Below are 24,811 nucleotides of genomic sequence, written 5' to 3'. Positions count from 1 at the left end.
CGGATCAGTCGCGACGCGTGCGCGCGGCGCCGGGGCGCGGCGGAGGCGGAGCGGAGGCCGGACGCGGCGCGGCGGAGGCCTCGGCGGATTTCTCCGCAGATTTCTCCGCAGATTTCTCCCCGGACTTTTCGGCGGCCTCGGCCCTCGCCTCCTCTTGAGGAGCGGGGTCGGGGTCGGCGGCGGGGGCCTCCTCCTCCTCGGCGGCGGGCGCCGGAGCGGCGGCGGCGGGCGGCGCCTTGGCCACGCCCACGAAGGCCGGACGCAGCAGACGTCCCGCGATGGTGAAGCCGGTCTGCATGGTCTGCACGACGCTGCCCGCCGGAGCCCCCGGCAAAACCGCCTCGAACATCGCCTGATGCAGATTCGGGTCGAAGCGCACGCCCAAAGAGGTGTCGATGGGCTCGATCTGATGTTTGGCGAAGGCGGAGAGCAATTCGGCGCGGGTCAGCTCCACGCCCTCGAAGAAGTCTTTGGCGGCGGCGCGGCTGGCTTCGTCGGCGCTGGAGAGCGTGCGTTCGAGATTGTCGTAGACCGAGAGGATGTCCCGCGCGAGGCGCGTTCCGCCGTATTTGGCGGCGTCCTCGCGGTCGCGGGCGGCGCGGCGGCGGTCGTTCTCGCCCTCGGCGAGCGCCCGCAGCAGACGATCCTTCACAGCGGCCAGTTCGGCCTCCAGCCCGGCCCCATGGCCCAAGGGCTCGCCCTCGGCGCCGTCCTCCTGCTCCGTCCCTTCGGCGCGGGCCTCTTCGGCCGCGGCGGCCTCGGCCGCAGGATCCTCCGCCTTCTGCGTCGGCTGTTCATCCGCCATGAGACTCTCCTTCCTTAGAGGCGGCGCCCAAAGCCCGGCGCTCTTCGGAGGCCCCTCCGAGGGTGCGTCCGATGAGCCGCGCCGTATATTCCACGATGGGCACCACGCGCGCGTAATTGAGGCGCATCGGGCCGATCACGCCGATGGCCCCGATGACCCGCCTTTCCGCGTTCATATAGGGAGATATGACCAGCGCCGAAGCCGAAAGCGAGAATAATTTCGTTTCCGATCCTAAAAACACGCGGACCCCTTGGGCGTCGCGGGCCAGATCCAGCAATTCGGCGGCGTCCTCCTGCCTTTCCAGCAGATCGAAGAGCCGGCGCGCGGCCTCCAGATCTGCGGCGGAGGCCCCGTCCTCCAGCAGATTCGAGCGCCCCCGGACGATCAGGCGCGCCCCCCGCCCCGCCCCGGCCCCCACGCCCGCCCATTCCGCGAGTCCGGTCTCAATGAGCCGGGCGGCGGCGGCGTCGAGTTCGGCGCGGTTCTCCTCGATGCGCGCCAGCAGCAGGCCGCGCGCCTCCTCCAGAGTGCCGCCGCGCAGAAAGGCGTTGAGGAAATTGCTCGCCTCGGCCATGGCCGAGGGCGTCAGGCCGGGGGGCGGCGTGAAGAGGCGGTTCTCCACCGTGCCGTCGGCGCCGACCAGCACCAGAAGCCCGCGCTCAGGCCCGAGGCTCACCACCTCGATATGTTTGATCGGCGCCTCGCGGGTGGGGGCGATCACCAGACCCGCCCCGCGCGAAAGCCCCGATAAAGCCGCGCCCGCCGCCTGAAAAGCGCTGTTGAGGTCGCCCGCCGCCGGATCGAGCGCGGCCTTGATGCGGGCTTGATCCTCCGGCGCGGGCTCGCCGAGATCGATCAGCGCGTCCACGAAAAGCCGCAGGCCCGCCTGAGTGGGGGTCCGGCCCGCGCTGGTGTGCGGAGAGGCCAGAAGGCCCATCAGCTCCAGATCCTGCATCACGTTGCGGATGGTGGCCGGAGACAACCGCTCCTCCAGCGCCCGCGAGAGGGTCCGCGAGCCGACGGGCTCGCCGGTCTCCAGATAGGCCTCGACCACGCGCCGGAAGATCTCCCGCGCGCGGTCGGTCATCTCGCCGAGGCTCGCCCCCATCGGACGAAGCCCGGAGCCCGCAGGCTTTCTGGAGTCGGGCATGCGCGGCGCTCCTTCGCCTCAAGCGGCCTCGCCGCGGCGGCGCGCCGCTCAGCGATAGGCCGAAACCATTCCGTCGTTGGAGAGAATGTAGAGCGTTCCGCCCGCCACGACAGGCCCGGCGTCCGCGCCTCGGCTCAGCTGCATCTCGCCGAGCGGCTCGCCCGTCTGCGGATCGAGCGAGAAGAAACGCCCGGACGCCGAGGCCACCCGCAGGCGTCCGCCCGCCAGAACCGGGCCGCTCCAGCCGCCCGCGCCGAGATCGATCTCCCAGAGCGTCGCGCCCGTGGCCCGATCCAGCGCCCGGACGCGCCCGTCGACGCTGGCGACGTAAAGCACGCTCCCCGCAGGCCAAGCCGGACGCTCCACGGCGAATTCGCGGCGCCATTCGGCTTCGCCGGTGCGGAGATTCGCCGCCACCAGCCCGCCCGCCCGCGAACCGGCGTAAACGGTTTCGCCCACCACCACGGGGTCGCCCGCCACCTGAGGCAAAGCCACGCCCACGCCCGCGCCGCGCGTCGCGCCGGAGGAGAGGGTCGAGATCTCCCAGCCCGGACGCCCGTCCGCCGCCATGAAGGCCGACAACAGGCCGGAGCTGAAAGGCGCGAGGGCCACCGGCCCCGCCACGGCGGGCGAGCCGCCGCCCAAGACGCTGGCGCCGCCCGAAGAGCCTTGACGGCGCCAAGCCACGGAGCCGTCCGCGACGTTCAGAGCCAGAAATTCGTCGGCGCGGGTCAGCACGTAGACGCGCCCGCCCGAAACCGCAGGCGCCGAGCGCACCGGCGCCCCCACGGAGACGCGCCAGAGCAGCCCGCCCGCGGAATCCAGCGCGAGAACCTCGCCGTAGCCGGTGGCGGCGTAGACCCGCCCGCCTTCGGCGGCCAGACCGCCGCCGAGCCCGCCCGACCCGCGGTCGCCTTCGGGGCGCAGCCCGACGCTCCAGAGATCCGCGCCGGATCCGGCGTCAAGGGCGGTCAGATTCAGGCCGGAGTCCAGAGCGTAGAGGCGTCCGTCCGCCACCACCGGAGGCGCGGCCAGCCTGCCGCCCGCACCGATGGAGCGCCGCCAAGCGGGCGCCGGATCGGCGGCCAACGCCAGATGTCCGCCCGCGCGGGCCGATCCGCCGTTGAACTGGCTCCATTCGGCGTTGGCGACCGGCGCGGAGGGCGCGGGCGCGCGGCCCGCGATGGAGGGCGGCGGCGCCGGGGCGCGGATGGAGATCCTTTCGCCTTCCAGAGGCGTCTCCCGCTCTCCGCCGAACCATCCCCCTCCGCCCCCTGAACATCCGGCGAGCAGAGCCGCCACGGCGGCGGCCTGAAGCGTGATGCGGAAAGCGGAGGCGCTCATGGGCCTACTCCTCGAAATCATGGGGCTCGCACAGCCCCGGAAAGGCGCGAAATCCCGCGCCGCTCCGGCCGGAGACCCGAACCGGACGCGCGCGTTTCGCCATCTTACTCTGAAAACCATCCGAAAGGCGAGACTCGCGCGGCGCGTTCCGCAAAGGCGGCCGAAAGCTCGCCTCAGGGCGCCTCGACCACGCCGAGCGCGCGGCGCATGGCCTCCACGCGGGCGGACATGCCGCCAGGCAGATTCTCCGCCGAAGCCAGAGCCTCCAGCGTGGCGGAGGCGCCCGGGAAGTCTTCGGCGCGCATCTGGACCATGGCCTTCAGCTCGCGGGCGAAATAGCGCCAAGGCTGGGTTTCGGCGGTCAGAGGCTCCAGAGCGGCGAGCAGCTCCGCCGGGGGCTTCGAATCGGCCTCGGCCATCAGAGCGCGCAGACGCGCCAATTCGCGCCAGCTCTCGGGCAATTGCGCCGATCGCGCGGCGGCGGAGAAGCTCGCGGCGGCGCCTGCGGCGTCCTTCTCCTCGAGCAGAATCCCGCCCGCGCGCATCAGCACCACGGGCGCGGCCCCGCCGCCCTGACGGCTCAGAGCCTCCAGAGCCGAAACGCGCTCAGGGCCGGGCGGCAGAGCCACGGCGGCGGCGTAGGCGTCGCCGCGCGCTTCGGCGGCGCGGCGGTTCTGGTGCTTGCTCCATTCGCTCCAGGCGAACCAAAGCACGAAGAGCGTCAAAGCCAGAATCAGCCAGGGCCCGAAACGGCGCCAGACCCGATACATGCGGTCGCGCCGAAGCTCTTCGCTCACCTCATGGATGAAACTATCGCCGTCCGTGGCCATCTGCGCCCTATCCTGCTTCAGAGATCCGGCGCGCCCCGGCCCATCCACTTGAAGAGGGGCTTCAGCGGCAGGATCCAGACGATTCCGAGAAAGACGTAAAGCGCCAGCTCCGCCCAGAGGGACGGCCGCTCCCATGCGCCGACCACAAAGGCCGCGATCAGAGAATAAGCCGCGATATAGGCCATCATGAGGATGGATCCGGCGAAGATGCGCCAACGTCTGGTCATGAGCGCCGCATATCAGGCGCGGCGTTCATCGTCCAGCGTCTCGGCGATCCTCAAGAACCGCCTTGGCCTTATGCGCGCCCCATCCGGCGGCCGGAACGGCCCAGAGCGCGCCCTCCAGCCGCAGAGCGGGCGAGGCCCGGCGCGCCTCGGGCCGCGCGAGCCGCCAGACCTCGGGCGGGCTCCAGCCTTCGCGGGCGGCGGCTTTCAGAAGCGCCTCGCCCTGAGCGCCGAGCGCCGCCAATTCGAGCCCCTGCGGCGCGTCGGGCGCGAGCGTCACCCGCCAGCGCCCGGCCCAGAGGCGGCTTTCTCCCGGCGCGAGGGCTTCGGGCGGCGGCGTCCGTCCCGGTTCGGGCGAGAGGCTGAGCCCGCCCCCCGGCAGAGGCCGCAGCAGCGCCCCGCCCAGAGAAATCCCGCCCCCGAGCCCCCCGCCCATCCAAAGATCGAAAGCCCGCTCCAGAGAGGCGAAGCGCGGCGGATGCTCGGCGCCGCCCGCCCGGCGCAGAATCTCCGCGAAGAGCCGCAAGGCGACTTCGCGCGGAGCCTCGGCCAAAGCCGCGCGGCTCAGGCGCGATTCGCCGAGCGGCCCCCCGGTCAGAGCCTCCGCCGCCAGAGCCGCCTCCGCCGCCTCCAGAGCCTCGCGGGCGCGGGCGAGATGGGCCACGGTCTCCAGAAGCCGGGCGCGGCTCAGGCCGAAGCCCTCCAGAAGCGCCGCCGCCTGACGCAGACGCGGCCTCAGGCGCCGCAGATCCAGATTGGAAGGATCCTCGATCCAAGGCGCGCCCCGCGCCCTCAGCCAAGCGCGCAGCTCCTCGCGCCCGAGATCCAGCAAAGGCCGCAGCAGCGGGACGCCCCCCCGCAGGCTGCGCGGACGCATCGCCGCCAGCCCCCGAAGCCCTGAGCCCCGGACGAGATTCATCAGAAAGGTCTCGGCTTGATCCTCGGCGGTGTGGGCCGCGACCAGCGCGGCGCCCCGCGCTTCGGCGGCGGCGCGCAGAAGATCATAGCGCGCGGCGCGGGCGCGGGAGGAAAGATCGCCCTGCGGCTTGTCTCCGCGCCAGATCAGAATCTCATGGGGAAAATCGAGTTCGGCGGCCCAGAGCGCCACCTGAGCGGCCTCGGCGGCGCTTTCGGGGCGCAGGCCGTGGTCCACAGTGGCGACCAGCGCCACCCTGCGGCGGATCGGCGGCGAAGCCGCCGCCAGACGCATCAGCGCCGCGCTGTCCGAGCCCCCGGAGACCGCCAAGACCAAAGGCCCCGGCGCGGGCTCCAGCGATTCAAGCCGAAGGCGCAGGCGCTCCGCGAGCGGATCCCCTGCGCCCTCCTCCTCCGGCCTTTCGGGCCTCAGGAGCACTGATTGCGTTGCGTCTCGATCCGGGCGCGGCCGAGCACGTCCGGCGCGGCGCCGGGATAGCGCGCGGAGACCTGAGCGAAGGCAGCGCAGGCTTCGGCGTGTTTGCCGGTGGCCGCGAGGGTCATGCCCAGCCGCAAGAGGCTCTCGGGGCCTTTGGGGCCTTCGGGCCAGCGGCGGAAGGAATCGAGGAAGGCGCGGGCCGCAAGGTCGTATTCGGCTTTGCGGAAATGGATGTCGCCGATCCAATATTGGGCCGAGCCCGCCACCGGATCATTGGGCGCGGCGCCGACGATGCGTCCGAAGAGCTCCAGAGCCTGATCCGCGCCGCCCGTCTCCAGAAGACGCAGGGCGGCGTCGTAATCGCTCTGCGGCGAGGCCCCCGCCGGAGCGGCGGCGGGCCGCAAAGGCGCAGGCTGAAGGCTCGGGCGCGGCGGAGACATGACGATGTCCATATCCCCGAGATCCGGCGCGGCGTCGACCACCATGGTCGGCACGCGCAGGCTCGGCGGCGGCGCGACCGGCATGCGCACGCCCGGCGCGGAGACCTCGATGCCCTCCAGCCCCATCACGGGCATGGCGGGGGGCTCGTCGCGCAGGACCGGCGCGCCGAAGCCGATGGGCGGCGCGGGCGCAAGGCCGATCTGCGGCGGGGAAGGCGGACGCGTCTCCACGACGAAGCCCGAAGCGGAAGGCGGATCGATGCGGATCGGCTCGGGGCGGATCGGCTCGGGCTGGCTCGCCGAGACGGCGCGGGGCGCGCCTGCGCGGGCTTCGAGATCCCGCAAACGACGATCCACGTCGGCCTGAAAGCGGCGGTGATCCGCCCGCAGAGCCTCAAGGTCGCGGGCGAGGCGCGTCACGGCGTTGTCCAGCTCGGGACGGGAGATCTCGCCGCCGAGACGACGCAGCTCCCGCTCCATCCCCTCCAGCCGCGCGTTGAGGTCGCCGGAGACCGGCATGGGATTGGCGACGGGCGGCGCGCCTGTCCAGACTTGCTGGGCTCGGGGCGCCGGAGGAGAGAACAAGGCCGCAGTGAAGGCCCCGATCATGAGGATGAGGCCGGGGCGGCGCCGGGACGCAAGGCCGGGGATCATCGTGTCAGTCTCCAGTACGCAAGCTTCGTCACGCCGAGGGCGAAGCGTCGGGAGGCCCTCCGGGGGGAGGGCTCCGAGCCGGCTCCGCTGCGCGCGACGCCCGTTTTACCCCATCAGCCTCTTAGGAATCATTGCGCGGAATGGGGCGAAAGCATGTCGCGCGCCCTCATGGAGCGAAAACGCGCGACCTGTCGCCCCAGCGCCACAACCCGGCCTTAGAAGCCCGCCGACCGCACCACGGTCACGGCGCGGCGGTTCTGGCCCCAGCAGGATTCGCTGTTGCAGTCCTGAACCGGGCGCTCCTTGCCGTAGGAGATGGTTTCGACGCGGCTGGAGGCCACGCCGAGCGAGGTCAGATAGCTGCGCGCCGAATTGGCGCGGCGGGCGCCCAGCGCGAGGTTGTATTCGCGGGTGCCGCGCTCGTCGCAATGGCCTTCGATCACGATGGAGGCGTTCGGATGCAGGTTCAGCCAGGCGGCCTGACGCTGCAGGATGTCGCGGGCCGGCGCGTCCAGATCGGAGCTGTCGTAGCCGAAGAGCACGCGGTCGCCGACGTTGACGGCGAAATATTGCGCCGAGCCGTCGTCTCCGGGGAAGCTGTAGCCGCCCGCCGAGGTTCCGCCCGCGCCCAGACCGCCGGCGCCGCCGCCGAATCCGCCGCCCGCCAGAGAGCCGTCGGGATTATAGATCGCGCCGCCCCCAAGGCCGCCCGCGCCGCCGCCCAGACCGCCGCCGACGCCCCCAAGGCCGCCGCCCGCGCCGAAGCCGCCGCCGACCACGCTCGGGCCGAGCAGGCTCGGGCTGGAGGAGCCGCCGCCGAGATCGTAGACGCGGCCGTCCGGGCCGACGACGCTCTGGCCGCCGACGCCGCCGAGGCCGCCGCCGCCGACGATCTGGCCGTCGGGCCCGATCACGAGGCCGCCCGGCGCGGCGCCGTCGGCCAAGCCGCCGCCGACGCCCGAACCGACGCCGCCCAGACCGGAAGAATCGCCCGGGAAGCCGCCGGGGCCGAAAGCGCCCAGCTCAGTGGCGCTCGTCGAGGTGCCGGTCTGCGGCCTTTTCGTCGCGCAGCCGGCGGTCAGGGCCAGAACGGCGCAGGACAGAATAACGCTGCGGGAAAAAAAGCCGCGCATGAATCGCTCCTCAGAGGGACGTGGTTTCCTGAAACAGGTTACGAGAAACTTACCCGCCGCCCGAAGGAGCATCAACCCCTTCGCGGACGCGCTCGCGCGCTTCTGCTTCACAAAGGCGTCTTCCGCGCAACGGTTTTCAGGCGCTTCCGCCCTCAGACCGCCTCCAGACGCGCCTCTCCGCCCAAGCCCGCCGACAAACGCCAAAGCTCGAAAGCCGCCTTGGCGCGCTCCGTGTAGGCTTTGGCTCTTTCGCGTTTGCCGCGCGGAGCGGCTTCCAAAGGAGGAAACAGGCCGAAATTCACGTTCATCGGCTGAAAAAGCTCGGCGGAGGCCCCGCCGCAGATGTGATGCAGCAAAGCGCCGTGCGCCGTCTCGACCGGCGGCGGCGCCATGGGCCGCCCCAGACGCTCGGCGGCGGCGAAGGCGCCCGCCAAAAGCCCCATGGCCGCCGATTCCACATAGCCCTCGACGCCGGTGACCTGTCCCGCGAATCGGAGGCGCGGCTGAAGCTTCAGCCGCATCTCGCCGTCGAGCAGCTTCGGGGAGTTCAGGAAGGTGTTGCGATGCACCCCGCCGAGCCGCGCGAATTCGGCCTGCTCCAGCCCCGGAATCAGACGAAAGACCTCCAGCTGGGCGCCGTGGCGCATCTTGGTCTGGAAGCCGACCAGATTATAGAGCGTGCCCAGCGCGTTTTCGCGGCGCAGCTGGAGCACCGCCCAAGGCTTCACGCCCGGCGTATGGGGATTGGTCAGCCCGACCGGCTTCATGGGGCCGTGGCGCAGAGTCTCGGGACCGCGCTCGGCCATGGTCTCGATGGGGAGGCAGCCCTCGAAATAAGGCGTGTTCTTCTCCCATTCGCGGAACTCGGCTTTGGGCGCGGCGATGAGCGCGGCGATGAAGGCCTCGTATTGCGCGCGGTCCATCGGGCAATTCAGATAGGCCTTCTGCTCCTCTTCGGTCTCGCCCTTATCATATCGGGACTGGAACCACGCTTTGGACAGATCGATTGTGTCGAAATGGACGATGGGGGCGATGGCGTCGAAGAAAGCGAGATTCGCCTCGCCCGTCAGAGCCCCCACGGCCTCGGCGAGCCCGAGCGAAGTCAGCGGCCCCGTGGCGACGATCACGCTGTCCCAATCCTCAGGCGGCAGGCCCTTCACCTCGCCGCGCTCCACCGTGACGAGGGGATGAGAGGTCAGAGCCTCGGTCACGGCCTTGGAGAAGGCGACGCGGTCCAGAGCCAAGGCCCCGCCCGCAGGCAAGGCGTGGGCGTCGGCCATGCGCAGGATCAAAGAGCCCGCCCGACGCATCTCCTCATGGAGCAGACCCACGGCGTTATGCTCGTGATCGTCGGAGCGGAAGGAGTTGGAGCAGACCAATTCGGCGAAACCGTCCGTTTCGTGGGCGGCCGTGCCCGTTTCGGGACGCATCTCATGGATCGTCACGGGAACGCCCGCCTCGGCGAGGGTCCAGGCGGCCTCCGATCCGGCCATGCCGGCCCCGATCACGCGCACAGGCTTCATTATCTTGATCCTCCTTGGTCCTCCAAGGGGTTAGACCGCCCCCCGCGGCCGGTCAAGAGCCGCCGCCGGGGCCTTTCGACATTCTCTGACGGGCTCCGACGGGCGATTTTCGCCCCCGGGCCGCGGTTTGGCGCCGAATCTGCTTTCTCTCCCGTCATACGGCGAGGACGGCGGGCGCGACTGGCGCGCTTATTGCTCCAGACCCGCCAAACCAGATCGCGGCGCCAAAAACGGCGCAAGTTGCGGGAGATGATGAGATGAACACCTGGCGCGCCCTTGCTGCGGCTGCTTTCATGACCTTCGCGTCGACCGGCGCCTCGAGCGCCACCGTGCTGGATTTCGACGGCCTGTTCGGCGGAATCTTCGGCTCCTCCAGCTCCTCGTCGGGCGGGTCCGGCTCTTCGTCGAGCGGCGGCTCCAGCTCTTCGTCGAGCGGCGGCTCCTCCTCGGGCGGCGCTTCGATCGTCAGCAGCTTCACCCTTCAGGACACCTATTGGGGCCCCGCCGCGCCCTATCAGCGCAACGCCGACGTCTATGGCAACGCCTCGACCTACGGCATCGACTCGCTGAACGCCACCCGCGCCTCGGACGGCATGCTGAGCATCAGCATCAAGACCGCCTTCGCCGGACGCGCCAACAGCTCCATCGGCTACGGCGACCTGCTCTTCGGCGCGCCCCAGACCGTCGGCCAGACCTCGGCGATGACCGGCTGGAGCTACGCCCTCGACATCGAGCCCAATCCGAGCGGAACCTCGGGCACGGTGCGCTTCCTGAAGATCACCGACGCCAATCTGGGCACCGGCAGCAACCGCAGCACGGTCTATGACCAGATCGACAATTACCGCAACGTCGAGGTCCTCGGGACCGGCACCTGGTCCTCGGTGCTCGGCGACACGCTGACCTTCTCCTTCAACGACGGCGGCGTCCTCGGCGACCTCTTCCAGGTGCAGTGGAGCCAGACCTGCGGCAACGACGTGATCAACGGCACGGTGCAGCTGCCCTTCCCGACCAGCTCCAGCAGCTCGTCCTCCTCGTCCTCTTCCTCCTCCTCCAGCAGCTCGTCGTCGTCCTCCTCCTCGTCCTCTTCGTCCTCCTCCTCCAGCAGCTCCTCCTCGAGCAGCTCGGGCGGTCAGGTTCCGGTTCCCGGCGGCCTCGGCTTCATCTTCGCCGCCCTCGGCGCGATGATCTTCCGTCGCCAGAGCTTCCTCGCCTGATCCTCCTCTCTTCCTCTTCTCTCCGGTGGGCCGTCTCGCAAGAGGCGGCCTTTCGGCTTTTGCGGCGCGTTAACGGTCCTTTTTACGCCTCCGTTAGGGGATCGCGCGGATACTCCTTGCGGACAGGGCTTGCGAAGGGGCGCGAAGGACGCGTCCCGTTCAGGCCGCATCCGAAGGGTTCGCAGCGCCTGAGATCGGGACGCCTCTTGCGGGAGAAGATGAAATGAACACCTGGCGCTCTCTTGTCGCCGCCGCCGTCATGACTTTCGCGTCGACCGGCGCCTCCAAGGCCACCCTTCTGGATTTCAACAGCCTCTTCGGCGGCTCCGTCTCGGCGGGAATCGGCGGCGGCTGGGTCTCTCCTCATTCGAGCGGCGGATCTTCCGGCTCGTCGAGCTCCTCAAGCTCCTCCGGTTCGTCGAATTCGTCGAGCGGCGCTTCGATCGTCAGCAGCTTCACCCTGCAGGACACCTATTGGGGCCCCGCCGCGCCGATGCAGCGCAACGCCGACATCTACGGCGGTTCGATGTACTCCGTCGATTCGCTGACCGCCACCCGCGCCTCGGACGGCATGCTGAGCATCAGCGTCTCGACCGCCTTCGCGGGCCGCGCCAATAGCCAGATCGGCTATGGAGACCTGCTGTTCGGCGCGCCCCAGAGCCTCGGCCAAACCGACCGGATGACCGGATGGAGCTACGCCCTCGACATCGAGGCCAATCCGAGCGGAAATTCAGGCACGGTGCGCTTTCTGAAGATCACCGACGCCAATCTGAGCACCGGCAGCGTCCGCACGGGCGTTTACGACGAGGTCGCCAATTATCACGGCGTCGAGGTCCTCGGGACCGGCACCTGGACCTCGGTGCTCGGCGACTCGCTGACCTTCTCCTTCGACGACGGCGGCCTCCTCGGCGAGCGCTTCCAGACCCAATGGACTCAGACCTGCGGCAACGACGTGATCAACGGCACGGTCTATCTGCCCTTCGGTCAAGGCGGGTCTTCGTCCTCCTCCTCGTCTTCGTCCTCGTCCTCCTCCTCCTCGTCGAGTTCGTCCTCCTCTTCTTCGAGCGGCGGCTCCTCCTCGGGCGGGAATTCCTCCTCCTCAGGCGGAAACTCCTCTTCGTCTTCGGGCGGACAGGTTCCGGTTCCGGGCGGCCTCGCCTTCTTCGCCGTCGCGCTCGGCGCGCTGGCTCTGCGCAGCCGCCGCGGCCGCGCCGCCTGAGCGCGCCTGTCCTCTCCGGACGAAAACCGAAGGGCCGCCCCATCAGGGCGGCCCTTTCGACGTTCGGAAAGCCGGAAACTCAGAGGAATCAAGGCGCGGCGGGCGGAGTCCAAGGCCGCCAGCCGAAGGGCGTCAGAAGCTCCAGCGGCTGATAGGCGGTCTTATAGGACATCTTCCGGCTGCCCTCGATCCAATAGCCGAGATAGACGTGGGGCAGCCCCTCTTCTCCGGCGAGGCGGATGTGATCCAGCACCGCATAGGCCCCAAGGCTCGCTTCGGGACGGTCGGGATCATAAAAGCTGTAGACCATCGAGAGCCCGTCCGCGAGGCCGTCGGTCAGACAGGCGGCCAGCAGAGATCCGTCCTCGGGGTCGCGATACTCCACCATGCGGCTGCGCACGGTGGTGTCTTCGATCATGGCGGCGAATTCGTAATCGTCCATGTCGGCCATGGCGCCGTCGTGGTGGCGGGCCTGAAGATAACGCCGGAAGAGCTCATATTGCTCTTCGGTGGCGCGGGGCGGACGGCTCTCGCGCAGAAAGCCCGAATTGCGGTTGAGGATCTTGCGCTGGGTCCGGGTGGGCGTGAAGCGCGCGACCGGAACCCGCACCGAAACGCAGGCGTCGCAGCCGGCGCATTGCGGCTTATAGGCCACCTTCTGACTGCGCCGGAAGCCGTTGAGGGACAATTCGTCGTTCAACATCGCCGCGGCTTCGCCATGCAGCGGCGTGAACACCTTCCGCTCCAGCCTGCCTTCGAGATAGGGGCAGGGCTGAGGTTCGGTCACATAGAACCGGGGCCGGGGCAGGCCGAAATGCTGCGTCATCTTCGTCCCTCCGTCGCCCGCGCACAGGGCGAGGCCGCAAGCCCGCTCGGGCTCCAAGCTTTCCATGAAGAGGATATGACAAACTCCCCTTCTCCGCCAAGAGCTTCGGCGTCTCTCCCCGATTCTTGAGGGCGGCGCGCGAAGGCGCCCCCTCCCGCCCGGGCCTTCAGAGGCCCGGCGGCGCGATCAGGCGCGGATCGGCCGCGCCGACCACGGCTTCGTCCTTATTCTCATAGGGCAGCCCCGCGAGCAGCACGCGGATGATCTGAAGCCGCGCCCGACGCTGATCCTCGGAGTTCACGACCCACCATGAGGCCAAAGGCGGACGATGGGTCCGGCGAAGCATCTCCTCGGCGGCTTTGGTGGTCTCGTCCCATTTCGAGAGGCCGCCCACGTCCACCGGCGAGAGCTTCCATTGCTTCAAGGGATCGCTCTCGCGCTCAAGGAAGCGCTGAATCTGCGCGCCGCGGCTCATGGTCAGCCAGAATTTGAAGAGGATCAGGCCGTCTTCGGTCAGCATGCGCTCGAAGCCGGGCGCGGCGCGCAGGAAATCCTCGGTCTGCTCGGGCGCGCAGAAGCCCATGACCGGCTCGACCACGCCGCGATTATACCAAGAGCGGTCGAAGAGCGCGATCTCGCCTTTGCTCGGCAGATGCGCGACGTAGCGCTGGAAATACCATTGTCCCGCCTCGCGCTCGGTGGGCTTGGCGAGCGCCACGACCCGCGCCCCGCGCGGATTGAGGTTCTGCGAAACCGCCTTGATCGAGCCGCCTTTGCCCGCGCTGTCGCGGCCCTCGAAGACCACGCAGATCCGCGCGCCCGAATCGCGCGCCCAAGCCTGCATCTTCACGAGTTCGATCTGGAGGGGCTCCAGCTCGGCCTCATATTCCTTCTTCTTCATCTCCTCGCGCCAAGGATAGGCCGGATCAAGGATCGCGCCTTTCCCTGAGTTTTGGATCAGGCTCCGGATCTCCTCCGGCGCCTGCTCCTCGAAATAGCGGGTGATGGCCCCGTCAAACGGCTTGGCGAGGACGGGCGCGGAGGGCGGAGGCGCCTCCTGAGCCGGAGCCTTCTCCTTCTCCGCCTTCTTGTCCTTCTTCCCGCCCATGATAATCCTCCGGATTCTGACCGATCTTCGACATGTCGAACCAGGTGGTTTGATACACCTCGTTGATCCAATTCCCGAAGAGCAAATGCGCGTGGCTGCGCCAACGGTTCTTGGGTTCGCGGGTCGGATCGTCGTCGGGAAAGTAGTTGGCGGGCACGGCGACCGGCTCGCCGCGCTCGACGTCGCGGCGATATTCCTCCGCGAGGGACTGCGAATCATATTCGATATGATTGAACATATAGAGCCGCCGCAGATGCGGCTCCTCCAGCATGCAGAGGCCCGCCTCGTCGGATTCCATCAGCACGCGCAGGCCCGCATCCGGCGGCAGATCCTCTTTGCGGACTTCGGTCCAGCGCGAGACGGGAATCGAGAAATCATCCGAGAAGCCCCGCAGATAATGCGAGGAAGGCGCGAGATTGCGATGGTCGTAGACGCCGAAGGCCTTGTGCGGCAGCTCATGTTTAGGCGTGCCGTGGAAATGGCGCAGCGCCGCCTGAGCCCCCCAGCAGATGCTGAAAAGCGAATGCACGTTGCTCCGCGACCATTCGAAGATGCGCTCCAGCTCGGGCCAGTAAGAGACCTCTTCGAAGGGCATGGTCTCGATGGGGGCGCCGGTGACGATCAACCCGTCGAATTTCCGATCCTGAAGCTCGGACCAAGGCTGATAGAAATTGAGCATATGCTCCGCCGAGACGTTGCGCGGCGCATAGCCGTCCACGCTCATCAGGCTGAGCTCGATCTGCAGCGGGCTGGAGCCGACCAGACGCGCGAATTGCGTCTCGGTGCGGATCTTATTGGGCATGAGGTTCAAAAGCGCGATCTGAAGCGGCCGGATGTCCTGACGCGCCGCGAAATCCTCGGTCATGACCATCACGCCCTCACGCTCCAGCACGTCGCGGGCGGGAAGATGGGCGGGAATCCTGATAGGCATGACGAACCTCGAAGGCCCCTTTCTCGGGGCGAAGCGGCGATGAAGATGAAAAGGCCCCCGGCTTCGCGCCGCGGGCTTCCGGGAAAGATGGCGCGGATGGGCCGCGACGGCAAGAGGGCGCTTGCGCCCTCCCCCGCCCCGCCCCGCTCTCAGGCTGCGGCCTGCTCCGCCGCCGCCCGCGCGCAAGGCGCCGGGTTCGTCCTGTTTTCCCCGCGCGAGGCGCCGGGTTAGTCTTGTTTCTCCCGCGCGAGGCGCCGGGTTAGTCTTGTTTCTCCCGCGCGAGGCGCCGGTCGATGGCCACAGCCATGAGATCGGAGAAATCCTGCTCGTCGCGCAGCGCCGCGACCTCTTCGGCCTCGACCTGATAGCCCCAGCGGTCGGCGATGGCCTGATAGCGCGGAATCCGCCGCCGCAGAAGCTGACGAAAGCCCCAGCGGATGAACTCGTCGGGATCCACGGCGGCGTCCTCGACTCCCGCCTCGGCCTTGAACTCCGCCCATTTAGCCTTTAGGAAATTCTCTTCGTAATACATAGGCTTAGGCGCTCTGGCGAAGCGGCGGGCCAGCTCCTCTTCATGGCTTTCGTCGCCGCGGATGTAGAGCAGAGCCCCCACCCGCGCGAGCGATTGCAGCACCGCGTCGTTGGGGGCCTCGGGCTCCACCACCTCGCAGAGGCTGCCGCTGGCGTCGACCACCACATGGTCGTAGCCGTAGACCTCGCGCACCGGGACGATCAGGCTCTCGACGTCCATCATGGCTCCGATCTCCGCCGAGCGATGCTGACGCTGGCGATGGAGATATTCCGCGAAAGGCAGACCCGCCTTCTCGGGGTCTCCCGGCTTGCCGAGCCACGCCGACAAAGCCGACAGATCGTCGAAGGTGATGTTGGCCGCCACGCGGATCGAATCGGTCATCAGCAAAGGCCGCAGCCGCCGCAGCGCCATGACCTGCCGTTTGAGATCCTCGTTGATCGCCTCGCGCAGATAATGGGCGCCGATCCGGTGGTCGGCCGAATAATGATGCCAGCCCGATTCGCGCAGCAAGGTCGAGAGGCGCGTCTTGCCCACGCCCGACATGCCGAACAAGGTCACGGCCTTCCGCCGAACCGCCCGAAAGGCGGCGCCATCCGCAAAGAACACGAGTCATCTCTCTCGATTGGGGCTTGAAACGCGCCATGGCTTAGCCGAAAAGTCGCGCGACCGCCAAGCCTCGCCGCGTTTGAGCAAGATTCTGTCGCAGACGGAGCCTCCGGCGCGAAGGAGGAGGGGCGGAAGGAAAGCCGCCTTCATCGCCGGGGACCGCGCGCCGCGAGGCGCCCGCCGCCCCGGCCACGCAGCAATTCAGGGAGCGACCATGGACATCTCCAAGATTCCGGCGGGCAAGAATCCGCCCTCCGACGTGAACGTCGTCATCGAGATCCCCGGCGGCGCGAACGGCGGCGCTCCGGTGAAATACGAGATCGACAAGGATTCGGGCGCGGTCTTCGTGGACCGCATCGTCAACACGGCGATGTTCTACCCGGCGAACTACGGCTTCATCCCCAACACCCTCGGCGACGACGGCGACCCCGTGGACGTGCTGGTGCGCACCCAAGTGACGCTCGCGCCGGGCTCGGTCATCCGCTGCCGCCCCATCGGCGTGCTGCGCATGGAGGACGAAGGCGGCGGCGACGAAAAGATCCTCGCGGTGCCCGTCGAGAAGATCGACCCCTTCCAAGCCGACGTGCTGAGCCTTGAGGACGTGCCCCAGATCGAGCGGGATCGAATCAGGCATTTCTTCGAAAGCTACAAAGCCCTTGAGAAGGGCAAATGGGTGAAAGTCTCAGGTTGGGCCGATAAGGCCGCCGCCGAGGAGATCATCGCCCGCGGCGTGGCGGCGGTCTCTCAAAAGGCGTGAGTCGGGGCGAAGCCCCTCGTTTCCCGTAAGAATCCCGGGGGCGCTGTTCACATTGCGAACTTCGCCCCCGGGGGATTGCGCCGGAAATATGTCTCAGATCAATCAAACTTGCGGCGGTTAAGGTTTAAAATTCCTTGGAAGTTTGTTTGTTCAACGTTATCCTCCCCCCGCGCCGCACATGGGGAGATCATGTTAAAACTCCGCATGCGGCGCGTCGCTGCGCGTCGGGCGTCGAGCAGAACAACTCGCGCGATGGCGGCTCTGAATAACGCATGAGGAGAACATCATGTCGAGGCAGGCACGAATCCGCGCGACGAGCGTCGCGGCTCTGGCTCTCGTCGTCGCTGGACCGGCGGCCGCTCAGGGCTATTACGGCGCTCCGAACTACGCTCAGGCTTATGGCGCGCCTTACGCCGCCCCGGCCCCGGCCCCCGCTCAGCAGGTGGGTCAGGTCGTCAGCGTGAGCGAGCCCTATTATCTGGATCAGGCTCAGACGGCCCAGCCCGTCCCGGCCTCCACCCCGAGCTACAGCTACGCGCAGCCCTCGGGCTCCAGCACCTATCTCGGCGGCGCCTACGATTATTCGGCGTCGACCTCGGGCGGCTACGCTCAGCCGAGCTATGATTACGGCTCGACCTCCAGCTACGCCTACGCGCAGCCCTCCACCCCCAGCTACAGCTACGCGCAGCCGGCTCCTCAGCCCGCCGCCCCGAGCTACGGCTACGCGCAGCCCTCGACGCCCAGCTACAGCTACACGCAGCCGGCTCCTCAGCCCGCCGCCCCGAGCTACGGCTACGCGCAGCCCTCGACCCCCAGCTACAGCTACACGCAGCCGGCTCCTCAGCCCGCCGCCCCGAGCTACAGCTACACGCAGCCCGCCGCTCCGGCGCCGATCTATAATCCGGCTCCGGCCGCGCCGAGCTACGGCGCGGGCTCCGTCTCGGGCGCGTTCTACGTTCAGGTCGGCGCCTTCACCCGCCCGGCCAACGCCGAGCGCCTCGTGCGTCAGCTGAGCGCCTACGGCGAGCAGGCTTTCGTCGAGCCGGCTCAGGTCCGCGGCGCCACCTGGTACCGCGTCCGCGTCGGGCCGGTGCTGGATCAGGGTCAGGGCTGGGCGGCGCTGAACCGCGTCCGCGGCCTCGGCCATCGCGACGCGCGCCTCGTGCGCAGCTGAGCTCGACCTTCAAGGGAGGCGGGCCTCCGCCCGCTCCCCGCCTCGACATTCAAGCGCCGCGCCTTTCAGGCGCGGCGTTCTTCTTTTGCGGAGCCGCCCCCTCATGCTCTACGCCCCCCCTTCCGCGCGCCCGGGCCTCGGCCTGACGCTGGCCCTTTCGGTCCTCATCCCGGCCCCCCTCGCCTTGGGGAGCGCCCGCGCCGAAGTCGCGCCTTTCGAGACCGCCGCCCGAGCCGCCATGCTCATCGACCATGCATCCGGCGCGGTGCTCTTTTCGAAGGAGGCCGACGTCTCGATTCCGCCCGCCTCCATGTCCAAGCTGATGACGGCCTATCTCGTCTTCGAGAGCCTGAAGTCCGGGCGGCTGAATCTCGACGACCGGCTGCGCGTCAGCGAAAAGGCGTGGCGCATGGGCGGCTCGAAGATGTTCGTGCGGGTGAACGACCAGATCCGCGTCGAGGATCTGCTGCGCGGCGTCATCATCCAGTCGGGCAACGACGCCTGCATCGTGCTCGCCGAGGCCATCGCCGGGAGCGAGGAGGCCTTCGCCGTCCGCATGACCGCCAAGGCCCGCGAACTCGGCATGTCGCAATCGACCTTCATGAACGCCACCGGCTGGCCGCATCCCGAGCATCGGATGAGCGCGCGGGATCTGGCGATCATCGCCGAGCGCATCCTGACGGATTTCCCGGAATATTATCATTTCTACGGCGAGCGCGAATTCACTTGGGAGGACATTCGTCAGGCGAACCGCAATCCGCTTTTAGGCGTCCCCGGCGCGGACGGCCTCAAGACCGGCCACACCGAGGAGGCGGGATACGGCCTCGTCGGCTCGGCGCTGCGCGACGGACGGCGGCTGACGCTGGTGGTCTCGGGGCTCGACAGCGAGAATCAGCGCGCTCAGGAGGCGGAGCGCCTGCTCAACTGGGGCTTTCGCGAATTCGAGACCTTCACCGTCGGACATCCGGGGCTGAAGGTCGGCGAGGCCGAGGTCTGGATCGGCGAAAAGCCGAGCGTCTCGCTGGTGGTGGAGAAGCCTCTGACCCTCACGGCGCCGGTGGGCGCGCGCGAGCAGGTTCAGGCTGAAATCGTCTATCAGGGCCCCGCCCCCGCGCCGATTCAGCAAGGCCAGCGCTTAGGGGCTTTGCGGGTCAGCGCGCCGGGAATCGACCCCATCGAGATTCCCCTCGTGGCGGGCGAAGAGGTCGCCAAAGGCGGATTCGCCGTGAAGCTGCGGGCGGGGGCCTCCACGGCGGCGACGCGGGCGCTCAGAGCCACGGGGCTGATCGGCGATCAGACGGAAAGCGCCTCCCCGTGACGGACGAGCAAGAACGGCGCGGGATCTTCATCGCCTTCGAGGGCGGAGACGGCGCGGGGAAATCGACGCAGATCGCGCTTCTGGCCGAAAGGCTGGAGGCGCTGGGCCTATCCGTCCTCTCCACCCGCGAGCCGGGCGGAACGCCCAAAGGCGAAGCTCTGCGCGGGCTTCTGCTCGGCGGGGCTCAGGACTGGACGCCGCTGGAGGAGGCCGCGCTCATGAGTCTGGCGCGCGGAGCCCATGCGGCGGAGAAGATCCGCCCGGCGCTCGCGGCGGGCAAGATCGTCCTTTCGGATCGCTTCGCGGATTCCACGCGGGCTTATCAGGGCGCCTCCGGCCTCTCCTCCGAGGAGATCGAGACGCTGCATCAGCTGCATTCGAAGGGGCTGGAGCCGGATCTCACGCTGATTCTCGACATGGATCCCGCCGAAGCCATGACCCGCGCCGCCCGGCGCGGGAGCGCCGACCGATTCGAAGCCCGCGGCCTCGCCTATCAGGAGGAGCTGCGGCGGCGCTTTCTGCTTCTGGCCATGGCCGCCCCGGAGCGGCGCAAGCTCATCGACGCCCGCGGCGCGCCTGAGGAGGTCGCCGAACGGGTCTGGGCGGCGGCGCGGCGGCTGGTCGAAGCGTCATGAGCGGAGATTGGGGGCCTTTCGTCGGACATGAGGCGGCGCGCGCCGTCTTTGAACAGGCGCAGGCCGCCGGGCGGATGCCGCACGCATGGCTCCTGACCGGGCCGAAGGGCCTCGGCAAAGCCTTGTTCGCGCGGCTCGCGGCGGCTCGGCTGCTCAGGCGCCCGGAGGAAAGCCTCGCCGCCGTGCAGGAGCGTCTGCGGGAAGGCCGCGAAACCCGCCTGCGGTTTCTTGAGCGCCCCCTCGATGACAAGACCGAGAAGCGCAAAAGCGTCATTCCGGTGGATTCCGTGCGGGCGCTGAAGGCGGATCTGGCGCTCTCCGCGCCGGGGGGCTCATGGCGCGCCGCGCTGATCGACGCCGCCGAAGACCTCAATCCCGCCGCCGCCAACGCCCTGCTCAAGCTGCTGGAGGAGCCGCCGCCGCGCGTGGTCTTCTTTCTCGTCTCCCATGCGCCGGGCAAGCTGCTGCCCACCATCCGCTCGCGCTGCCGCCGCCTCGAATTTCACGAACTCGGCGCCGGACAGATCGCCGCCGTCCTCGCGGCTCAAGACGAATCTCCGCAGCCCGCCGAAGCCGAGGCCCTCGCCGCTCTGGCCGAGGGCTCGGCGGGGGCGGCTCTGGCGCTCAAGGCGGCGGGCGGGCTGGAGCTTTACGCGCGGCTCGTCGAGCTTCTGCGGCTCGCGCCCCGCCCCGCCGACCGCTCGGCTTTGGAGGCCCTCGCCGTCCGCGCGCCCGACGAAGCCGCCGCGCCTGAAGAGCTTTGGGCTTTGCTGCTGGCGCGTCTGGCGCGGGCGGCGGCCTATGGCGCGCCGCTCCGGCCCGAGGCCGCCGCCGGAGAAGCGGCGCTCGCCGCCCGAATCGCGCCGCCCGCCGCCGGGGCGCTCTGGGCCGAGGCTCAGGCGCGTCAGATCGCCCGCGCGGCGGAGGCGAAGCTGTTGAATCTCGACCGCGGCCTCATGCTGCTTGACGCGGCGCGGGATTTTGAAGAGACCGCCGCCAAAGCCGCCCGGCTCCAGACGCCGGGCTGAATCCGACCCTGAGGAGCCGCTCCCATGCTCGTGGACAGCCATTGCCATCTCGATTTCCCCGACTTCGCAGGCGAAGTCCCCGAGATCATCCGGCGCGCTCAGGCGGCGGGAGTCGGGCGGATGGTGACCATCTGCACCCGGCTGAAGGAGGAGCCCAACGTGCGGGCCATCGCGGAATCCTCGGATGCGGTGTTTTACGCGGTGGGGGTGCATCCTCTGAACGTCGGCGAGGAGCCGCAGGAGCCGAGCCTCGCGGATCTGGTCGCCTTCGCCGAACATCCCCGCATGGTCGGGATCGGCGAGACGGGGCTCGATTATCATTACGACCGCTGGCCGCATGATCTTCAGGCGCGGCTCTTCCGGACTCACGTCGCGGCGGCGCGCGAGACCGGGCTGCCGCTGATCGTCCACGCCCGCGACGCCGACGAAGACGTGGCCGCCCTGCTCGAAGAGGAGCACGCCAAAGGCGCTTTTCCCTGCGTGATGCATTGCTTCTCCTCAGGCCGGGAGCTGGCGCGCCGGACTCTGGCCATAGGGGCCTGCCTCTCCTTTTCGGGGGTGGCGGCCTTCAAAAGCGCCGAGGCCCTGCGGAGCATCTTCGACGAGGTTCCCCTTGAGCGCGTCCTCGTCGAGACCGACGCGCCTTATCTCGCGCCCCCGCCCCATCGCGGCAAACGCAACGAACCCGCTTACGTCGCCGAGACCGCCCGCGTCCTCGCGGAGAGGCGCGGCATGACCCCCGAAGCCTTCGCCGAGGCCACCACGGCCAATTTTCACCGGCTTTTCTCCAAAATCGCGCCCTGATCTTAAGTTTGCGGCAAGCCGCATTTCGTAATCTCCCGCCATAAGTTTTCACAAGGCGCGAGGCCGAGATGCGAATGGATGGCGAGAGGCGCGCTGGGCGCCGGACGGCGGCGATCGTCGGCCTTTTGGCGTTTTGCGCGGCGGGCGCGGCTCAGGCCGACGCGCCGGGCAGCGCGAAATTCAGCGCGCAGGGCTCTTTGACGGGCGGCGTTCTGGGCGGCGCTCCGGTCTATGACGCGGGCCGAGCCAGCTCCCCGGTCTACAGCCCCGGCGACGGCTCGCCCGTGGCGCTCTACGGCCAGCCCTCCGGCCCCCTGACGGCCGGTCCGGTCTATAATCCCGGCCCCATGATCACGGGCGGCCTGCCGACCGGCCCCGTCTACGACCCCTATGCGGGCTCCGCGCCGGTCTACGCGCCCTCCGCCTACGCGCCGGTCTATCAGGCTCCCGCGCCGCTGCTTCAGCCGCCGCCCTACGCCAAAGACAACGACGCCTTCGGCTACGCCCCTTCGGCGGCCTGCGGCGGACTTCTGGAGGGCGAGCGCTGCCTCGTGATCCTCGGCGACCATACGCGCCGCGTGCGGCTCGACCGCGAGGCCTCGACGATCCTCGTGGGCAATCCGGCGGTGGCCGACGTCACGGTGCTCTCCAAGCGCACCATGTTCGTCTCGGCGCGCTCGGTCGGCTCGACCAACATCGTCGCGCTGGACGAGAACGAGGAGGAGATCGCCAGCTGGGAGGTCTTCGTTCGCGAGCCCGAGGCCAAGCGCGTCACGCTGCGTCAGGGCCCGACCCGCGAGAATTATCAATGCGCGCCCTATTGCGAGCGCTCGCTCAGCCAGAATGATTCGCCCTCCGCGCATGGCGCGCAGCTGGGCGTGATCAACGCCGAGATGGCCCTCGACCGCAGCGCCGTCAGCGCGCAGAGCGGCGGCGTGCCGCCCGAAGCCGTCGAGAACATGGGCGCCCCGGCGGCGGCGCCTCAGGCCGCGGCGGCCGCGCCCGCCGCCGCCGCGAGCGGCGTCGACCCGGCGGTGGCGAGCATGCTGCAATCCATGATGCTCGGCGGGGCTCTGGGCGCCGCCATGCCCGCCGGCCCCAACGAGCGCGCGCTTTCGCCGGGCGCCTCGGCGCCTTCTCTGCCGCCGCCGGATTATCTGATGAACTGACGTCAGGCGAAGAGCCGCCTCAAAAAGCCTTCAGGGCCGGACGACTCCGCGTCGTCCGGCCCTCTTCTGCGCGCGCTTTCGCTCTTGCCTTTCGAGCATGATTTGTTCATGTTGCGTCGCTTCCGCATGGCGCAGGCCCTCGCCCTTTCGCGCGAGCCCCCGGCGCTGATCCGCAAGCGAGTCCTCCCTCATGTACGCATGGTTCGAGCGTCTGATCGACGCCTTCGCGCCCGATCCCTATGAGAACGAGCCCATGCCGACGACGATGCGCGGATTTTACGCGCGCTTCGTCAAGCCGGTCTGGCCCTGGCTGGTCGTTCTCGCGGTTTTGGGCTTTCTGGTCGCGGCGATCGATCTTCTTCTGGTGCGCTGGGTCGGCCAGCTGGTCGACCTCGCCCGCGAGGCCGGGCCGGAGCGGCTCTTCGCCGATCACGGCCCTTTGCTGCTCGGCATGGCGCTGACGGCGCTTGTGCTGCGGCCTTTGTTCAGCTTCCTGCATAACGCTTTGTATAACCTCAGCTTCATGTCGGGATTCACGATCCAGATCCGCTGGCGGCTGCATCGGCGGCTTTTGCGGCAGACTCTGGGATTCTTCCAGAACGACTTCGCCGGAAGGCTCTCGAATCGGGTGATGCAGACCCCGAGGGCTTTGCGCGAAAGCCTGCTTCAGGGCATAGACGCCGTTTGGCAGATGTTCGTCTATTTCATCGGCGGCGCGCTGATCATGGCCGAATCCGACTGGCGGCTGACGGCGCCTTTGCTGTTCTGGGCGGTCTGCTACGTCGCGATTCTGACCTATTTCCTGCCGCGTCTGCGCCAGAGCTCGGAGACGGTTTCGCACGCCCAATCCGTGATGACCGGGCGGGTGGTGGATTCCTACACCAACATCCTGACCGTGAAGCTCTTCGCCCGCGCCGGACGCGAAGACGAATACGGCCGTCAGGGCATGCAGGGCTTCCTCGACGCCTTCCGGCGTCAGATGCGGCTGATCACCTCGATGGAGGCGCTGCTTCTGGCGCTGAACGGCCTCGCCCTGACGAGCATCTGCGGTCTGGCGCTCTGGCTCTGGACGCAGGACCAAGCCACGCTCGGCGCTCTGGCGACGGCGGCGGCCCTGACTTTGCGCCTCACGCAGATGAGCTTCTGGATCATGTTCGTGGTCTCGGGGATCTTCGAAAATCTCGGACAGGTCTCGGAGGGCATGCAGAGCTTCGCGGCGCCCATCGCCTTGCAGGACGCCGAAGAGGCCAAGACCCTGCATGTCGACAAGGGCGAGATCCGCTTCGAGAAGGTCGGCTTCGCCTATGGCGCGGAGAAAGGCGGGGTGCGGGATCTCGATCTGGTCATCAAGCCGGGCGAGCGCGTGGGTCTGGTGGGGCGTTCGGGGGCGGGCAAATCGACGCTCGTGAATCTGCTGCTGCGCTTCTACGACGTCGAATCGGGCCGCATCCTGATCGATGGCCAAGACATCTCCAAGGCGACGCAGGAATCCTTGCGCGGCGGAATCTCGGTGGTGACTCAGGACAACGCCCTGATGCATCGCTCGGTGATGGACAACATCCTCTACGGACGCCCGGAAGCCGGAGAAGACGCCGGAATCGAGGCCGCCCGCCGGGCTCAGGCCCATGGCTTCATTCAGGATCTCGAAGATCCCAAAGGCCGCACAGGCTATGAGGCCCATGTCGGCGAACGCGGCGTGAAGCTCTCGGGCGGCCAGCGCCAGCGCGTGACCCTCGCGCGGGCCTTGCTCAAGAACGCGCCGATCCTCGTGCTGGACGAAGCCACCAGCGCCCTCGATTCCGAGGTCGAGGCGGCCATTCAGGAGGAGCTGGAGGATCTCATGGCGGGCAAGACCGTCATCGCCATCGCGCACCGGCTTTCGACCATCGCCCATCTCGACCGGATCGTCGTGCTGGAGCATGGCCGCATCATCGAGCAGGGCACCCATCAGGAGCTTCTCGACGCGGGCGGGCTCTACGCCAGCTTCTGGACGCGCCAGTCCGGCGGCTTCCTCGACATCTCCTGACCCCATG

General features: G+C 68.7%; 23 protein-coding genes. 10 read left to right on the top strand and 13 right to left on the bottom strand.

Annotated features, from left to right (window positions below):
* Window positions 1-4 precede the first annotated feature (4 nt).
* The 9 genes from B161_RS17550 to trmFO all read right to left on the bottom strand — a co-directional run bounded on the left by B161_RS17550 (window position 5) and on the right by trmFO (window position 9,457).
* Entirely contained in the window at window positions 5-805 is an 801-nt protein-coding gene (locus tag B161_RS17550; protein WP_018633050.1) for a nucleotide exchange factor GrpE, read from the bottom strand.
* Complete coding sequence (gene hrcA / locus B161_RS0108930) at window positions 795-1,955, bottom strand: heat-inducible transcriptional repressor HrcA (protein ID WP_018633049.1); 1,161 nt, start codon at window positions 1,953-1,955, stop codon at window positions 795-797. Before hrcA ends, B161_RS17550 begins: the two co-directional genes overlap by 11 nt.
* Window positions 1,956-2,003: 48 nt before the next feature.
* Window positions 2,004-3,299, bottom strand: a complete 1,296-nt coding sequence (locus B161_RS17545) for an outer membrane protein assembly factor BamB family protein (protein WP_018633048.1) — start codon at window positions 3,297-3,299, stop codon at window positions 2,004-2,006.
* A gap of 173 nt (window positions 3,300-3,472) precedes the next feature.
* Complete coding sequence (locus B161_RS0108920) at window positions 3,473-4,129, bottom strand: tetratricopeptide repeat protein (RefSeq protein WP_018633047.1); 657 nt, start codon at window positions 4,127-4,129, stop codon at window positions 3,473-3,475.
* 17 nt (window positions 4,130-4,146) lie between these two features.
* Window positions 4,147-4,356, bottom strand: coding sequence for a DUF2842 domain-containing protein (locus tag B161_RS19610; protein ID WP_018633046.1), 210 nt, complete (start codon window positions 4,354-4,356; stop codon window positions 4,147-4,149).
* A gap of 25 nt (window positions 4,357-4,381) precedes the next feature.
* Complete coding sequence (tilS, locus tag B161_RS17540; RefSeq protein ID WP_018633045.1) at window positions 4,382-5,707, bottom strand: tRNA lysidine(34) synthetase TilS; 1,326 nt, start codon at window positions 5,705-5,707, stop codon at window positions 4,382-4,384.
* Window positions 5,698-6,801 carry a tetratricopeptide repeat protein gene (locus B161_RS18830; RefSeq protein ID WP_018633044.1) on the bottom strand — a complete coding sequence of 368 codons (1,104 nt, stop codon included), beginning with the start codon at window positions 6,799-6,801 and terminating at the stop codon, window positions 5,698-5,700. Before B161_RS18830 ends, tilS begins: the two co-directional genes overlap by 10 nt.
* 215 nt (window positions 6,802-7,016) lie before the next feature.
* Complete coding sequence (gene pal / locus B161_RS20235) at window positions 7,017-7,934, bottom strand: peptidoglycan-associated lipoprotein Pal (protein WP_018633043.1); 918 nt, start codon at window positions 7,932-7,934, stop codon at window positions 7,017-7,019.
* 152 nt (window positions 7,935-8,086) lie between these two features.
* Complete coding sequence (gene trmFO / locus B161_RS17525) at window positions 8,087-9,457, bottom strand: methylenetetrahydrofolate--tRNA-(uracil(54)-C(5))-methyltransferase (FADH(2)-oxidizing) TrmFO (RefSeq protein WP_018633042.1); 1,371 nt, start codon at window positions 9,455-9,457, stop codon at window positions 8,087-8,089.
* 257 nt (window positions 9,458-9,714) lie between these two features.
* Here trmFO and B161_RS0108885 point away from each other — a divergent pair, with 257 nt between their 5' ends.
* Both B161_RS0108885 and B161_RS18825 read left to right on the top strand, forming a co-directional pair.
* On the top strand, window positions 9,715-10,671 hold the full coding sequence (locus B161_RS0108885) for a hypothetical protein (protein WP_018633041.1): 957 nt from the start codon (window positions 9,715-9,717) through the stop codon (window positions 10,669-10,671).
* 223 nt (window positions 10,672-10,894) lie between these two features.
* On the top strand, window positions 10,895-11,890 hold the full coding sequence (locus B161_RS18825; RefSeq protein WP_018633040.1) for a hypothetical protein: 996 nt from the start codon (window positions 10,895-10,897) through the stop codon (window positions 11,888-11,890).
* A gap of 88 nt (window positions 11,891-11,978) precedes the next feature.
* Here B161_RS18825 and B161_RS0108875 read toward each other — a convergent pair whose 3' ends face one another.
* The 4 genes from B161_RS0108875 to B161_RS0108855 all read right to left on the bottom strand — a co-directional run bounded on the left by B161_RS0108875 (window position 11,979) and on the right by B161_RS0108855 (window position 15,893).
* Window positions 11,979-12,716, bottom strand: a complete 738-nt coding sequence (locus B161_RS0108875; protein WP_157755591.1) for an arginyltransferase — start codon at window positions 12,714-12,716, stop codon at window positions 11,979-11,981.
* Window positions 12,717-12,882: 166 nt separating this feature from the next.
* A complete protein-coding gene (gene ppk2 / locus B161_RS0108870; RefSeq protein WP_018633038.1) occupies window positions 12,883-13,824 on the bottom strand; it encodes a polyphosphate kinase 2 in 942 nt (313 codons plus the stop codon).
* Entirely contained in the window at window positions 13,730-14,755 is a 1,026-nt protein-coding gene (locus B161_RS0108865; protein ID WP_018633037.1) for a homoserine O-succinyltransferase, read from the bottom strand. Before B161_RS0108865 ends, ppk2 begins: the two co-directional genes overlap by 95 nt.
* Window positions 14,756-15,014: 259 nt before the next feature.
* Window positions 15,015-15,893, bottom strand: a complete 879-nt coding sequence (locus B161_RS0108855) for a hypothetical protein (protein WP_018633035.1) — start codon at window positions 15,891-15,893, stop codon at window positions 15,015-15,017.
* A 214-nt stretch (window positions 15,894-16,107) separates the two neighbouring features.
* On the opposite strand from B161_RS0108855, the gene ppa reads away from it, so the two are divergent.
* The 8 genes from ppa (at window position 16,108) to B161_RS0108815 (ending at window position 24,804) form a co-directional block, all read left to right on the top strand.
* Complete coding sequence (gene ppa / locus B161_RS0108850; protein ID WP_018633034.1) at window positions 16,108-16,650, top strand: inorganic diphosphatase; 543 nt, start codon at window positions 16,108-16,110, stop codon at window positions 16,648-16,650.
* Window positions 16,651-16,936: 286 nt separating this feature from the next.
* Window positions 16,937-17,824, top strand: a complete 888-nt coding sequence (locus B161_RS18820) for an SPOR domain-containing protein (protein WP_018633033.1) — start codon at window positions 16,937-16,939, stop codon at window positions 17,822-17,824.
* A 103-nt stretch (window positions 17,825-17,927) separates the two neighbouring features.
* Window positions 17,928-19,142 carry a D-alanyl-D-alanine carboxypeptidase family protein gene (locus B161_RS0108840; protein ID WP_018633032.1) on the top strand — a complete coding sequence of 405 codons (1,215 nt, stop codon included), beginning with the start codon at window positions 17,928-17,930 and terminating at the stop codon, window positions 19,140-19,142.
* Window positions 19,139-19,777 carry a dTMP kinase gene (gene tmk, locus B161_RS0108835; RefSeq protein WP_018633031.1) on the top strand — a complete coding sequence of 213 codons (639 nt, stop codon included), beginning with the start codon at window positions 19,139-19,141 and terminating at the stop codon, window positions 19,775-19,777. The genes B161_RS0108840 and tmk overlap by 4 nt, the downstream gene beginning before the upstream one ends.
* Window positions 19,774-20,805, top strand: a complete 1,032-nt coding sequence (locus B161_RS17505; protein WP_018633030.1) for a DNA polymerase III subunit delta' — start codon at window positions 19,774-19,776, stop codon at window positions 20,803-20,805. The genes tmk and B161_RS17505 overlap by 4 nt, the downstream gene beginning before the upstream one ends.
* A 24-nt stretch (window positions 20,806-20,829) precedes the next feature.
* Window positions 20,830-21,609 (top strand): TatD family hydrolase, encoded by a 780-nt coding sequence (locus B161_RS0108825; RefSeq protein ID WP_018633028.1) that lies wholly within the window; start codon window positions 20,830-20,832, stop codon window positions 21,607-21,609.
* Between the two features lie 74 nt (window positions 21,610-21,683).
* Window positions 21,684-22,778 carry a pilus assembly protein N-terminal domain-containing protein gene (locus B161_RS0108820; RefSeq protein WP_018633027.1) on the top strand — a complete coding sequence of 365 codons (1,095 nt, stop codon included), beginning with the start codon at window positions 21,684-21,686 and terminating at the stop codon, window positions 22,776-22,778.
* Window positions 22,779-22,968: 190 nt separating this feature from the next.
* Window positions 22,969-24,804: an ABC transporter ATP-binding protein gene (locus B161_RS0108815; protein ID WP_018633025.1), complete on the top strand. Its 1,836-nt coding sequence runs from the start codon at window positions 22,969-22,971 to the stop codon at window positions 24,802-24,804.
* The last annotated feature ends 7 nt before the right edge of the window (window positions 24,805-24,811 follow it).

It is taken from the genome of Neomegalonema perideroedes DSM 15528 (assembly GCF_000374145.1).
GTDB classification, from domain to species: Bacteria; Pseudomonadota; Alphaproteobacteria; order Rhodobacterales; family Rhodobacteraceae; genus Neomegalonema; species Neomegalonema perideroedes.
This window is presented reverse-complemented; position numbering and strand designations above follow the sequence as displayed.